The organism is Rhizobium sp. BG4 (genome assembly GCF_016864575.1).
GTDB lineage: Bacteria > Pseudomonadota > Alphaproteobacteria > Rhizobiales > Rhizobiaceae > Rhizobium.
Genome location: NZ_CP044125.1, coordinates 414,402 through 427,487 on the forward strand (window position 1 = coordinate 414,402; position 13,086 = coordinate 427,487).

The following is a 13,086-nucleotide window of genomic DNA, read 5'->3' on the forward strand; positions in this document are numbered from 1 at the left end:
CCGTATACTTATCATATTGATTTTGCTTATCTATTTTTTCGAGTGCCCGGTTTCGCGATATTGACCGCAGAAGGCATTGCCTCTATACACACCGCCAGAAACGCAGCCTTTCCGGGCTGCTTTCTTTTTGGTGCGTCCCAGGACCACTAAACCAAGCAACAAGAAACGCCCTTCGCCTTCGGGCACAAGGGATCCAAAAGAGAGTAACTACTATGGCAACTTTCTCCCAGAAGCCTGCAGAGGTGGAGAAGAAGTGGGTCATCATCGACGCCGAAGGGCTTGTCGTTGGCCGTCTCGCTTCCATCATCGCTATGCGCCTGCGCGGCAAGCACAAGGCAACCTTCACGCCCCACGTTGACGACGGCGACAACGTCATCGTCATCAATGCCGACAAGGTCGTATTCACCGGCAAGAAGTACTCCGACAAGGTTTACTACTGGCACACGGGTTACGCAGGCGGCATCAAGGAGCGTACCGCTCGCCAGATCATCGAAGGCCGCTTCCCGGAGCGCGTTCTCGAGAAGGCCGTTGAGCGCATGGTTCCGCGTGGCCCGCTCGGCCGTCGCCAGATGAAGAACCTCCGCGTTTACGCTGGTTCCAACCATCCCCATGAAGCACAGCAGCCGACCGTCCTCGACGTCTCCAAGCTGAACAAGAAGAACGTAAGGAGCGCCTAAGAATGGCTGACCTCTCCTCCCTGAAGGATCTCGGCACGTCCGCTGAAGCAGCTGCTCCGGTTCACGTCCGCAAGGTCGACTCGCTTGGCCGTTCCTACGCGACCGGCAAGCGTAAGGACGCCGTAGCCCGCGTTTGGGTCAAGGCCGGCTCCGGCAAGATCATCGTCAACGGCAAGGACTTCACGGCATACTTCGCCCGTCCGGTTCTGCAGATGATCCTGCGTCAGCCGATCGTCGCTGCTGCCCGTGACGGCCAGTTCGACATCATCGCAACGGTTGCAGGCGGCGGTCTTTCCGGCCAGGCCGGTGCCGTTCGTCACGGTCTGTCCAAGGCTCTCACCTACTTCGAACCGGGCCTGCGCTCGGTCCTGAAGAAGGGTGGCTTCCTGACCCGCGACAGCCGCGTCGTCGAGCGTAAGAAATACGGTAAGGCCAAGGCCCGCCGTTCGTTCCAGTTCTCGAAGCGCTAATCGCTTTCTGGATATACTTTTTGGAAAGGCCGGGTGCAAACCCGGCCTTTTCTTATTGGCGGGACGCGTGCTTTGACATCCCGAATTTGTGAACTATAATTCACAGATGATCGAAGTTCGCCAGACTGCCTTGTTCGGGAAATGGCTCGGCGAGCTTCGGGACGCGCATGCCCGCATCCGCATCGTCACACGCATCCGTCGCCTGGAACTCGGCAATCCCGGTGATGTCAAACCGGTCGGCGGTGGCGTCAGCGAGATACGCATCGACTACGGACCTGGATACCGCGTCTATTTCACCCGTGTTGGCGACGCGATCGTCATTCTCTTGTGCGGCGGGGACAAATCCTCGCAAAGCCGAGACATTGCCCAGGCCAAGCAATTGGCGAAGGAGATCTAAGATGCCTCTCGAAACCACGCGCTTCGACGTTCAGGATCACCTGAAGACGGAGGATGAGCGCATGCTCTATCTCGAAGCGGCGTTCGAAGACGGCGATCCAGCCCTCATTGCCCACGCCCTCGGAGACGTCGCTCGCGCCGCAGGCATGAGCGCGGTCGCCAAGGAGGCGGGCGTCACCCGCGAGGCGCTCTACAAATCGCTGAGCGAAACCGGAGATCCGCGGCTTTCGACATTCTTCGGCGTGATCAAGGCCCTTGGCCTGAAAGTCTCGATCTCGCCTGCTGATGCGGATGCCGCCTGACGCCTATTCCTCCTTGTGAAAGAAGGCCTCAAGCCGGTAGCCATCGGGGTCGATGATGAAGGCGGCGTAGTAGAACTGGCCGTAATCCGGGCGGATGCCGGGAGGTCCGTTGTCTTCGCCGCCATTGGCAATGCCGGCGGCGTGGAAGGCGTTGACGGATTCTTCGCTGGGCGCGGTGAAGCAGAAGTGCAGACCAGATCGCCGGTCGGCCGGGACCGGGCGCTCGACCTGGCTCACCCAGAAGGCCGGGCCATCGGCACCGTAGCCGACCGTTCCGTCGAAATTCGACAGCCGCTCATAGCCGAGCGGCGCAAGCAGCGCATCATAGAAGCGGCGTGAGCGCTCCAGATCCTTCACCCCAATCGATACGTGATCGAACATGCCCATGGGCGCCTCCTTGTCCGTTTCCGCAAACTTCATGGAAGCGATTGCCGAAGTCAACGCGGCATTCGGCAGCCCTGGCTTGCCCGATAAGGGACCGGCTGTTAAACCGGACGAGGTTTTCAACCGGACAAGACAGGACCTGACATGGGAGCCACCCCGTCCGCAGACAGATAGGCCGCAGCGACCCTTGATGTTGTTGCGGCGTCTGTCCCGTCAATCCAGACCGATGAGAAGGCAGATCGCCGTCGAATGAACGTTCGAACGGATGAAGACCCATGCCTTTTCGAAACAGAGACTGGACATACCCCTCCCCGTGGCGATGCTTCTGCTTGCGCCCTTCGATATCCTGGCTTCGCTTGCCATGGATATCTATCTGCCCATCGTGCCCCAGATGCCGGCAGCGCTCGGCACATCGGCCACCGTCATCCAGCTGACGCTCAGCCTCTACATGCTGATGCTCGGCGCCGGACAGCTGCTGTTCGGCCCGCTCTCGGACCGTATCGGCAGACGGCCCGTGCTGCTCGGCGGCGCGCTGCTCTTTGCCGGTTCGTCGCTGATACTGGCCGCCACCTCCTCCGCGCCGCTCTTCGTCGTCTTCAGGCTGCTGCAGGCGGCGGGAGCATCGGCGGCGCTGGTCGCGACATTCGCCACTGTGCGGGACGTCTATGCGGCGCGGCCTGAAGGCGCCGTCATTTATAGCCTGCTCGGCGCCATCCTCTCCTTCGTCCCGGCTCTCGGGCCGATTGCCGGTGCGCTGATCGCCGGTCATTTCGGATGGCGGGCGATCTTCATCCTGCTTGGCGCGCTGATGCTGACGGCGATGATCGCGGCCCTCGCACGATGGCACGAGACCCGGCCGGAGACGGCGGCTGGCGCGGCAATCGGCATCGGTACGATCCTCAGAAGCGGTGCCTTCTGGACCTATACGATCGGCTTCAGCGCGGCGATGGGGTCGTTCTTCGTGTTCTTCTCCACCGCGCCCCGCGTGCTGATCGAAAGGGCCGGTTTCTCGCAGATGGCTTTCAGCCTCTCGTTTGCGACATCGGCGATGGTGATGATCGTTGCCGCCCGCTTTGCCGGGCGCTTCGTCAAGCGCTGGGGAACAGCGGGCAGCCTGGCGCGGGGCATGGGGCTGCTCATTCTCGGCGCGATGCTGCTCGGCTTCGGCGAACTCTTTCTCGCGCCGTCTTTCGTCAGCTTCATCCTGCCGATGTGGATCATCTCGCTCGGCATCGTCCTGACGACGGCGGTGACGGCGAATGGGGCGCTGGCCGATTTCGGCGACAGGGCGGGCACGGCGGTGGCGCTCTATTTCTGCATCCAGAGCCTGATCGTCGCCTGCGCCGGGACGGGATTCGTGCTCGTTCTCGGCGGCGATACGGCCTGGCCGCTTGCGGGCTTCTGCACCGTCTCGGCTGCGGTGACGCTGCTGGCACTCCGGCGCCGCAGGTAAGAGACGACGCGATGGCGGCGGCCCGCCTGCCGCCATCGCTTGCAATCAGCAGCATCCTCGCCTAGGCCTGTCTTCCGAAGAGGAATTGCCATGTCTAGCCAGCCCTCACCCTTCGCTGAAACGCCAGAGCCGCCCTATTACGTCGTGACCTTTTCGTCGACGCGAACCGAGGGCGATCATGGTTATGGCGCCATGGCCGACCGGATGGCCGAGCTTGCGTTGCAGCAGCCGGGCTGTCTTGGCGCCGAGAGCGCCCGCGATGCCGGCGGCTTCGGCATCACCAATTCCTATTGGGCCGATGAGGAGAGCCTGAAGGCCTGGAAGCAGGTCGCGAGCCATCTTGCCGCCCAGCGCATCGGCCGCGACCGCTGGTACAAGCAATACAAGGTTCGCATTGCGCGGGTAGAACGGGCCTATGAATTCACCGCCCCGGATGACGGCGAGCAAGCCTGAGATCGGCGGACAGCCGTCGCTCGGAGCCTTCGCTTGCAATCGGCGGCATCCTCGCCTAGGCCTTTCTTCCGAAGAGGAATTGCCATGTCCAGCCAGCCCTCACCCTTCGCAGAGACTCCGGAGCCGCCTTATTTCGTGGTGACCTTTTCGTCGCAGCGCACGGGCGAGGAAAGCGGCTATCTGGAAATGGGCGGCGCGATGGTGGAACTCGCGCAACAGCAGCCCGGCTATCTCGGTTTCGAAAGCGCTCGGACCGCCAGCGGCTTCGGCATCATCAATTCCTACTGGAAGGACGAGGCGAGCATTCTCGCCTGGAAAGCGGTCGTCGACCATGTCGAGGCGCAGCGCCGCGGCCGGTCCGACTGGTATTCACGCTATGAAATTCGCGTCGCGCTGGTGCAGCGCGCCTATGGCTTCGACAAGACTGCCGCGACAAAGGGAGATTAACTTGGCCAATAAGACCATCGACCACGCCTTTACGGCTAAGAGCCTAACCTCTGCCGCCAGCGACCCGACATTTGCGGGCGCGCTCTCCTTCATGCGCCGCCGCTTCACCAAGGACCTGAAGGGCGTCGATGTTGCCGTCTGGGGCGTGCCCTTCGATGCCGCGGTCTCCAATCGGCCGGGCACGCGGTTCGGGCCGCAGGCGATCCGCCGGGCATCGGCGATCTTCGACAATGATCCGCAATATCCGTTCAACCGCGATCTCTTCGCCGACATGGCGGTCATCGATTACGGCGATTGCCTGCTCGACTACGGCAATCACCAGGAGACCCCCGCAGCGATCGAGCGTCAGGCGACCACGATCCTCGACAGCGGCGCCTTCATGCTGACGCTCGGCGGCGACCATTACGTCACCTGGCCGATCCTCAAGGCGCATGCCGCCAAGCACGGGCCGCTGGCGCTGGTGCAGTTCGACGCGCATCAGGATACCTGGCTCGACGACGCCGGGCGCATCGACCACGGCTCCTTCGTGGCGCGCGCCGTGCGTGACGGCATCATCGACCCGGACCGCTCGATCCAGATCGGCATCCGCACCCATGCGCCTGACGATTGCGGCATCCAGATCCTCTACGGCCATCAGGTCGAGGAGATGAGTGCGGGCGAGATCGCCTCGACGATCATCTCGCATACGAAGGGCGCACCGGCTTACCTGACCTTCGACATCGACTGCCTCGATCCGGCCTTTGCGCCGGGTACCGGCACGCCGGTCGCCGGCGGCCCGTCGAGCGCCAAGATCCTGTCGGTTCTGCAGCGGCTGCATCAGCTCGATATCCGGGGCGCCGACGTCGTCGAGGTCTCGCCGCCCTATGATCACGCCGACGTCACCGCCATTGCGGGGGCGACGGTCGCGATGTATATGCTGGGCCTTCACGCCGAAAGGCGCGCGGCCGCCAAGTGACGGCTGTTATCAAACTGATTCAACTTCATGGCAAACTGATTCCGAAAGAACCCGGAACCTATTGAAAGCGCAGGATTATCATGGCAGCGAAGATATTCATCGATGGCGAAGCTGGTACGACGGGTCTGCAGATCCGTGAGCGCCTGGCTGGCCGCCGCGATATCGAGCTGCTGTCGATCCCGGCCGAAAGCCGCAAGGACAAGGCCGTTCGCGCCGAGCTTCTGAACAAGGCCGACGTCGCCATCCTTTGCCTGCCTGACGATGCGGCCAAGGAAAGCGTCAGCCTGATCGAGAACGACACCACCAAGGTGATTGACGCCTCGACGGCGCATCGCGTCGCCGAAGGCTGGGCCTATGGCTTTGCCGAACTCAGCAAGGATCAGGCCGGCGTCATCGCCTCTGCCAAGCGCGTCGCCAATCCGGGCTGCTGGCCGCAGGGCCCCATTGCGACGCTGCGTCCGCTGATCGAAGGCGGCCTGCTGCCTGCCGATTTCCCGGTGACCGTCAACGGCATCTCGGGCTATAGCGGCGGCGGCCGGACGATGATCGAGGACTATGTCGCCAAGGGCGAGGATGCGCCTGAGTACATGCCCTACGGCCTTGGCTTCAAGCACAAGCACCTGCCGGAACTGCAGCACTATGCCAAGCTCGGCCGCGTGCCGTTCTTCCAGCCTGTCGTCGGCAATTTCGCGCAGGGCATGGTCGTCACCGTGCCGCTGCAGCTGTCGCACCTGCCGAAGGTGCCGACCGGTGCTGAAATCCATGCCGCGATCGCCGATTATTTCGCCGGCATCAAGGGCGTCGTCGAAGTCGCGCCGTTCGAGAGCACCGAGCGCACCCCCGATCTCAACCCCGAGATCTACAACGACACCAACCGCATGCGCCTGCACGTCTTCGCCAACGACGCGAACGCGCAGGCCCTGCTGGTCGCCGTCTACGACAATCTCGGCAAGGGTGCCTCGGGTGCCGCCGTCCAGAACATGGACCTGATGATCGGCGCCTAAGCGCCACGCCTGATTTCCGGTGGCTGCATCCATGCGGCCGCCGGCAGCCCACTTCCGCAGGCAATCATGTCCGCCTCCCTCTCCTTCGACAGTTTCTCGTCCTGGCTCGTGTCAGCGCTTCCCGATCACGGCGTCCCTGCCCTGATCGCCTTCGCTCTGATCGCCGGGCTTGCCCGCGGCTTCTCCGGGTTCGGGGCGGCGCTGATCTTCATTCCGCTTGGCGGCGCGATCGTCGGCCCGAAGCTGATCTCGCCGGTGCTGCTGGTCATCGATGGATTGGCGACGCTCGGGATGATCCCGGATGCCTGGCGCAATTCGAACCGGCGTGAGGTCTTCGTGATGATTGCGGGGGCGGCGCTCGGCGTTCCCGCAGGAACGGCAGTGCTGACGCTGATGGATCCGTTGCTGCTGCGCTGGATGATCTGTGCCGTGGCGATCTGCCTGCTGGCGCTCTTGGTTTCCGGCTGGCGCTACCACGGCGAGCCGTCTGCGCCGCTGAGCTCAGGCGTCGGTCTGCTGGCCGGGTTGTTCAGTGGAGCCGCCCAGCTCGGTGGACCGCCGGTGGTTGCCTATTGGCTCGGCGGCAAGAGCGACTTTCAGCGCGTGCGCGCCAACGTGATCTTCTACTTCTCGATCTCCACGATCTTCAGCACGATCAGCTATTATGTCGGCGGCCTCTTCGTTCAGGCCGTCTTCGCGCTGACGATCGTCATTCTCCCAGCCTATGCGGTCGGGCTCTACGGAGGCTCGAAGCTGTTCGGGCTGGCGAAGGAAAGTACCTTCCGCCTGATCTGCTATCTCCTGATCGGAGCCTCCGCGATATTCGGTCTGCCCGTCCTCGACGGCATCCTTCGTTAGGCGGGCTGGCGCAGCAGGCCCATCTTGACGCTGAGCTTCTCGCCCGGGCCATGCGCAAAAGCAAAGAGCAGGCCGGCCAGGAAGGTGAAGTGATCGACGAAGAAGCCGAACTCGGCCTGATTACCTTCCCAGCGGTTCGGACCGTGGAAAGCGAAAGCGAGGAAAATCACGTAGACGCCGGCAAGCAGCGCCGCTTCGCTGAAGAAGGCGCCGGTGAGGAAGGCTACCGCCAGACCGACTTCGAAGAAGGCCGCCACCCAGGCGAGGAACAGCGGGAACGGAAATCCTGCGGCGGCGATGTAGCCCGCGGTTGCGCCCATATCCATGAACTTGAAGCTCGTCGCCATCAGGAACATCGCACCGAAGATCAGTCTTGCGGCGAGAATTGCTATTGTCTTTGCCATTGTCCTACCCTCTTTCGTGGCCGCAGCCATTGTGGAACCATGTCACAAGGACGGGTGGCAGGCAGCATTGCCGACAGGGGCGCGATATTTTTCTCACGGCATCAAAAAGCCGCGGCGCATGGCACCGCGGCTTGAAGAATTCGGGAATGTGTCGGCGCGTCAGCTGCGCTCGGCAATCACCGTCTGGCGGGTGAATTCGCCGTAGTAACCCCGCCAGTTGGCGACGGCGAAGCCGAAGACGACGAGTGCGCCGCCCTGATGCAGCAGGCCCCAGTGCAGCGGCACATGCAGCAGCAGCGTGGTGATGCCGATCGCCGCCTGGATGGTTACCAGCGCGAAGAGCACGACCGCGCGGCGGGCATGGGTGGTCTTCGGCGCAGCGCGCAGCGCCATGATCATGTTGATCAGCGTCAGCGCGAAGAGCGTATAAGCGCCGATACGGTGGATGAACTGCACCGTCTTCGGGTTCTCGAAGAAATTGATCCAGGCCGGCTGCTGGATCAGCAGGTCGCCGGGAACGACAGAGCCATCCATCAGCGGCCAGGTATTGTAGGTGAAACCTGCATCGAGACCGGCCACGAGCGCGCCGAGATAGATCTGGAACAACGAGAAGATGGCGATAACAGCGGCCCAGGTCTTCGAGCTCGAGGTCGGCGGCGCCTCATTGGAATGCGGCGAGAGACCGCGCATGATCCACATGCACGAGGCAAAGATCAGGCAGGCCATGACGAGGTGGGTCGCCAGGCGGTACTGGCTGACATCGGTGCGCACCGCAAGACCAGACGAGACCATCCACCAGCCGATGAAGCCCTGGAGACCGCCGAGCGCCAGAATGCCCGCCAGCGGCCAGCGCAGGCGGCGCTCGACCTTGCCGGTGACCCAGAAATAGAGGAGCGGCAGCGCGAAAATGACGCCGATGCCGCGGGCGATCAGGCGGTGCGCCCACTCCCACCAGAAGATGCCCTTGAACTCCTCGACCGTCATGTCGCTGTTTAACTGCTGGAACTCGGGAATGCGCTGGTAGAGCTTGAATTCCTCGTCCCATTCGGCCGCGTTCAGCGGCGGGATGACGCCGTGGATCGGCTTCCATTCGGTGATCGACAGGCCCGAATTGGTGAGACGCGTCGCGCCGCCGACAAGCACCAGACAGAAGAGCGCAAGCAGCACGAAACCCAGCCAGATGCGAATGGCGCGGCGGTTGCGGTCCTGCTTGCGGACTTCGCCCCGGATTGCATGCTCGGTGGTGATATCTGCGACGGCCATGATTGCTCCTTGTTATCGGCAGTTGATTTGCCCTAGCGGCTCATGCAAAACAAGCCCCGAACCTTTGCGGCATGCCGTCGCGCTGGTTCCATCCTGCAATCCGGAAGCCAAGACTGATGCCCGTTCGCCTGCGCAAATTCATCGGCACGATCCTGATCATCATCCTCGTGCTCGGCTATGCGCTGATCGCGAACACGATCGCGGTGGCGACGCTGGGCGAAGCTCCCTGGTGGGGCCATCTCCTCTATTTCGCGCTGACCGGCCTGATCTGGATCCTGCCCGCAATGCTGATCATCAAGTGGATGGCAGGCCCGAAGCAGCAATAGGCATTAACAGGCAGATAACCCTGATCTGCGGAAAACCCGCCTGTTTGGCTTGCGTTTAAACCCTCTCTAGGCCTTGGCCGCTATATCTTCCGGTACGCAATCTTGACCGGAGATCTCCCGTGCGGACGCAGAAGCTCGATGCCGACCACCAGCCGCTTGACGATGCAGGCAAGGCCGATGCCGGTATTTCCCGGCTGAGATCGGTCGGCGCGCAGCTGGCGATCGCTGATCTGGACATCACCGTCCACACAAAACTGGAGCCGTTGGAGAGCGACTGGCGGGCGCTTGAGAAAGATCCCCTCGCCTCGCTGCATCAGGGCTATGAGTGGTGCCGCTCCTGGGTGCGCGCCTATGACAGGCCGCTTGCCGTGCTCAAAGGCACCGCGCAGGGCAAGGCCGCCTTCATCCTGCCGATCGAGATCGAAAGCCGCCAGGGCGTGCGGATCGCCAAGTTCATCGGCGCCGATCACAGCAATATCAATACCGGCCTGTTCTCGGCCGCCTTCCTCGAAGGCGCAGGCGGTCTCGATGCCGGTCGTTTCGCAGCGATCCTGAGAGAGGCGCTGCACGGTAAGGCCGATCTGTTGCTGCTGCAGAACATGCCGCTGGAATGGCGCGGGCGGGAAAACCCGCTGAACCTACTGCCGATGGTGCAAAACCAGAACCACGCCTACCAGCTGCCGCTGCTCGAAAATTTCGAGGCGACGCTGAAGCAGCTGAATGCCAAGAGCCGCCGCAAGAAATTCCGCGTGCAGTCCAAGCGGCTGGAGGCAATCGGCGGCTTCGACTATATCGACGGCGGCTCACCCGCCGAACAGCATGCGCTGCTCGACCTGTTCTTCAGGCAGAAGTCCGAGCGCTTCCGTTCGCTCGGTCTGCCCGACGTCTTTGCCGATGCCGCGACGAAGGCATTCCTGCATGGGCTCATCGATATCCGCGACGGTAGCGACTATGGCCTGGAAATGCATGCGCTGCGGTTGAAGGGTGAATTCGACGGCAAGATTGCGGCCGTCTCGGGCATCTCGCGCAAGGGCGATCATGTGATCTGCCAGTTCGGCGCGATCGACGAGAACCTCGTTCCGGATGCCAGCCCCGGCGAATTCCTCTATTGGCAGATGATCTCCGGATTGCAGAACAAGAGCGTCGCGCTCTTCGATTTCGGCCTTGGCGACCAGACCTACAAGCGCTCCTGGGCGCCCGTCGAGACCGACCATCATGACGTGGTTCTGCCGCTATCGCTGAAGGGACGGATTGCAGGGACGGCGCATCGCGCCATCACCCGCAGCAAGGCCTATATCAAGGCGCGGCCGGGCTTTTACCGAGCAGCCCAGCGCCTGCGCGCCAAGATCGGTATCTGACCGCCTCAGGCGGCGTGGCGGGTGAGATCGGGCTCGGCGCTTTCGCCGCCCGACATCAGCACGACGCGCTGGTAACCGGCCTTTTCGAACTCGGTCATGGCGGTTGCGAACTCGTCTTCCAGCACTTCCGGCATGGAGAGGATGATCTCGACATCCTTGCTGCGCGTCAGCCGCGACACGCCGGCGACATCGGCCGCGCCGCATTCGACGATGACGATATCGTAAGCCGACATCAGCGCATCGAGCAGCAACGACAGGCGATCTGCACCGCGCATCGCCTTGCGAACGTCGCTGATCCCCTGCGGGATGAGATGCGCATCCGACGAGCGGTCGCCATGGATCGTGTCGCCGAAGGCAGCTTCGCCGCAGAGCAGGTCGGTAACGCCAGGCGCTTCCAGGTCTTCGGCCATCATCGCGGTCGGATAGCCGGAGCCGGTCATATCGACGAGGATGGCGCGCTGGCCGGAGGCGGCGAGCCTGCGGGCAAGCGCAACGGTGGCTGCGGAGCCGTCGTCACCAGTCGGTGAAATGGCGATTGCGAGCGGCGCACGGCTGCCGGTGAGATAATCGGCAACGGAGCCGATCGAGAATTCGTTCTCTTCGACAGCTTCGACGGCGACGGCGAGCTCTTCGGTTTCAGGTTCTTCTGCCGGGGCAGAGAGCATGCTGGGGGCCACGGCACGTTTCGTCTTTGCGGGAGCGGCAACGATAACCGTTTCCTCTTCCTCGATACGGGCAACCGGCAAGGCGGGACCAACAGGACGCAACGCGCGGCCGCTGAAGAGCTCGGCGAGCATGATGACGATCGAGGTGATGATCAGCGTTGCGAAGGCGGCGACGATGACGATCGGGACGACCTTCGGGAAATAGGGATCGACCGGCTGGATCGCCTTGGAGACGACGCGGGCATCGGCCGGGCTGGAATTGCTGTCGGCGCGCGATGCGGCTTCGCGGTAACGCACCAGATAGGTTTCGAGCAGCTGGCGCTGGGCATTGGCTTCGCGCTGCAGCGCGTTCAGGCCGACTTCGTCTTCCCCGGCCTTGGCGCTGTTCTGCTGCAAAGCGCCGGACTGGCGCTCGAGCTCGGTGGCGCGCAGATCGGCGACCTTGGACTCGTTCTCAATGCTGGTCAGGATCTTCTGCGTTTCGGCGCGGATCTGCGTCTTGATGTCGGCGAGCTGGGCGCGGAGACTGCGCAGGCGCGGATGGTTGTTGAGCAGCGAGATGCTGAGATCGGAGATCTGCGACTGCAGTCCGGACTCGGTACCCTTCAGGCGCTGCATCGACTGCGAATTCATGATGTCGGGCAGCGTATCGGAGGCTTCGCCGGAGGACAGCGCGTTACGCACGGCCTGGGCGCGGGCTTCGGCATTGGCCTTCTCGCCGCGCACCCGGGTCAGTTCGGCGGAGATATCGTTCAGCTGCTGCGTCGGGAAGTTGCTGCCGCCATTGGTCGGCAGCAGGCCGTGCTGAGCGCGGTATTCGGCGACCTTCTGCTCGGCATCATTGACCTTCTGGCGCAGGCTTTCGATTTCAGGCTCGAGCCAGCGGGTGGCTTCGGAATTGGAGGCGAGCTTGGCGCCGCTCTGGGTAGCGAGATAGACCGATGCCATCGCATTCGGAATGCGGGCGGCGAGCTTCGGATCCTTGGAGGTGAAGTTGATGCCGATGACGCGCGAGCCCGGCACCTGGAAGACCTGCAGGCGCTCGGTGAAGGCATCGATGACGCGCTCTTCAGGCGGGTTTTCAGCCGGGTTCTTCTTCAGATGCAGGGCAACGAGGATATCCGTCAGCGCCGAGCCGTTGGCTGCCTCGTCGAATTCCGGGAGCTCGTAGAGCTTCTCGCTGTTGATGACCTTCTTGATCAGGTCGGCGGACTGCAGGAGCTGCACCTGGCTCGCAATATTCAGCTCGTCGAGCAACGGGCCTGCCGTGGCGTCGGATGTCTGGGTATTGGCGAAGGCCGGCGCGCGCTGCTCGATCAGCAGGCGCGTCTCGCCGCGATATTTCGGCGCGATCATCTTGGCGCCGGCGAAGGCAACCCCTGCCCCGATCAGCGTGATCGCAACGACCTTGAGCCGCCGTTCCCATACGGCACGGACAAGCTGGCCAAGATCGATGTCGACATCCTGATTTCCCGATACGCCGGACATACTCGTACTCCAAGAACAAAGGTGCCGCGAAGCGTAAACGACTATAGTAACCCAAGCGTTAATTGCCCCGCCCTCAAGTAAGAGGCGGGAGAATGCACGGAGCACAAAAAAAGCTGCGGATTTTTACCAGCCATTAACCCTAACGGATCGATAACGGCGGGGACCAATTTGTTTTCTGTGAGC

The 13,086-nt window shown here is 62.6% G+C and carries 16 protein-coding genes; 12 read left to right on the forward strand and 4 right to left on the reverse strand.

The features are described 5' to 3' along the window. Window positions 1-212: 212 nt before the first annotated feature. From rplM to F2982_RS02260, 4 genes are all read left to right on the forward strand, one after another. Window positions 213-677: a 50S ribosomal protein L13 gene (gene rplM, locus F2982_RS02245; RefSeq protein WP_112718718.1), complete on the forward strand. Its 465-nt coding sequence runs from the start codon at window positions 213-215 to the stop codon at window positions 675-677. Window positions 678-679: 2 nt separating this feature from the next. After that, a complete protein-coding gene (rpsI, locus tag F2982_RS02250; protein WP_112718719.1) occupies window positions 680-1,147 on the forward strand; it encodes a 30S ribosomal protein S9 in 468 nt (155 codons plus the stop codon). Window positions 1,148-1,253: 106 nt separating this feature from the next. Further along, a complete protein-coding gene (locus F2982_RS02255; RefSeq protein WP_199628769.1) occupies window positions 1,254-1,544 on the forward strand; it encodes a type II toxin-antitoxin system RelE/ParE family toxin in 291 nt (96 codons plus the stop codon). A gap of 1 nt (window position 1,545) precedes the next feature. Then, complete coding sequence (locus F2982_RS02260) at window positions 1,546-1,845, forward strand: addiction module antidote protein (protein ID WP_130282662.1); 300 nt, start codon at window positions 1,546-1,548, stop codon at window positions 1,843-1,845. A 3-nt stretch (window positions 1,846-1,848) separates the two neighbouring features. Here F2982_RS02260 and F2982_RS02265 read toward each other — a convergent pair whose 3' ends face one another. Next, window positions 1,849-2,226, reverse strand: a complete 378-nt coding sequence (locus F2982_RS02265; RefSeq protein ID WP_130282878.1) for a VOC family protein — start codon at window positions 2,224-2,226, stop codon at window positions 1,849-1,851. A gap of 322 nt (window positions 2,227-2,548) precedes the next feature. On the opposite strand from F2982_RS02265, the gene cml reads away from it, so the two are divergent. The 6 genes from cml (at window position 2,549) to F2982_RS02295 (ending at window position 7,399) form a co-directional block, all read left to right on the forward strand. After that, window positions 2,549-3,682 carry a CmlA/FloR family chloramphenicol efflux MFS transporter gene (gene cml / locus F2982_RS02270; protein ID WP_246777535.1) on the forward strand — a complete coding sequence of 378 codons (1,134 nt, stop codon included), beginning with the start codon at window positions 2,549-2,551 and terminating at the stop codon, window positions 3,680-3,682. A gap of 90 nt (window positions 3,683-3,772) precedes the next feature. Further along, entirely contained in the window at window positions 3,773-4,135 is a 363-nt protein-coding gene (locus F2982_RS02275; protein ID WP_203429110.1) for an antibiotic biosynthesis monooxygenase, read from the forward strand. Between the two features lie 84 nt (window positions 4,136-4,219). Beyond that, entirely contained in the window at window positions 4,220-4,582 is a 363-nt protein-coding gene (locus F2982_RS02280; RefSeq protein ID WP_203429111.1) for an antibiotic biosynthesis monooxygenase, read from the forward strand. 1 nt (window position 4,583) lies between these two features. Continuing rightward, the gene (gene speB, locus F2982_RS02285; protein WP_130282670.1) at window positions 4,584-5,537 is read left to right on the forward strand and encodes an agmatinase; all 954 of its coding nucleotides are present in this window, start codon (window positions 4,584-4,586) and stop codon (window positions 5,535-5,537) included. An 80-nt stretch (window positions 5,538-5,617) separates the two neighbouring features. After that, window positions 5,618-6,541 (forward strand): N-acetyl-gamma-glutamyl-phosphate reductase, encoded by a 924-nt coding sequence (gene argC, locus F2982_RS02290; protein ID WP_203429112.1) that lies wholly within the window; start codon window positions 5,618-5,620, stop codon window positions 6,539-6,541. A 66-nt stretch (window positions 6,542-6,607) separates the two neighbouring features. Next, the gene (locus F2982_RS02295) at window positions 6,608-7,399 is read left to right on the forward strand and encodes a sulfite exporter TauE/SafE family protein (RefSeq protein ID WP_203429113.1); all 792 of its coding nucleotides are present in this window, start codon (window positions 6,608-6,610) and stop codon (window positions 7,397-7,399) included. Here F2982_RS02295 and F2982_RS02300 read toward each other — a convergent pair. Together F2982_RS02300 and F2982_RS02305 are read right to left on the reverse strand one after the other, a co-directional pair. Next, on the reverse strand, window positions 7,396-7,803 hold the full coding sequence (locus tag F2982_RS02300; RefSeq protein WP_203429114.1) for a DoxX family protein: 408 nt from the start codon (window positions 7,801-7,803) through the stop codon (window positions 7,396-7,398). The two genes, F2982_RS02295 and F2982_RS02300, sit on opposite strands and share 4 nt — an antisense overlap. Window positions 7,804-7,962: 159 nt before the next feature. Then, complete coding sequence (locus F2982_RS02305; RefSeq protein ID WP_203429115.1) at window positions 7,963-9,066, reverse strand: COX15/CtaA family protein; 1,104 nt, start codon at window positions 9,064-9,066, stop codon at window positions 7,963-7,965. A 116-nt stretch (window positions 9,067-9,182) separates the two neighbouring features. Here F2982_RS02305 and F2982_RS02310 point away from each other — a divergent pair, with 116 nt between their 5' ends. Beyond that, the gene (locus tag F2982_RS02310; protein WP_112718728.1) at window positions 9,183-9,392 is read left to right on the forward strand and encodes a DUF2842 domain-containing protein; all 210 of its coding nucleotides are present in this window, start codon (window positions 9,183-9,185) and stop codon (window positions 9,390-9,392) included. 119 nt (window positions 9,393-9,511) lie between these two features. Next, window positions 9,512-10,750 carry a GNAT family N-acetyltransferase gene (locus F2982_RS02315; RefSeq protein WP_203429116.1) on the forward strand — a complete coding sequence of 413 codons (1,239 nt, stop codon included), beginning with the start codon at window positions 9,512-9,514 and terminating at the stop codon, window positions 10,748-10,750. Between the two features lie 5 nt (window positions 10,751-10,755). Here the strand turns inward: F2982_RS02315 and F2982_RS02320 are convergent, their stop codons facing one another. Continuing rightward, a complete protein-coding gene (locus F2982_RS02320) occupies window positions 10,756-12,903 on the reverse strand; it encodes a Wzz/FepE/Etk N-terminal domain-containing protein (RefSeq protein ID WP_203429117.1) in 2,148 nt (715 codons plus the stop codon). Window positions 12,904-13,086: the final 183 nt, after the last annotated feature.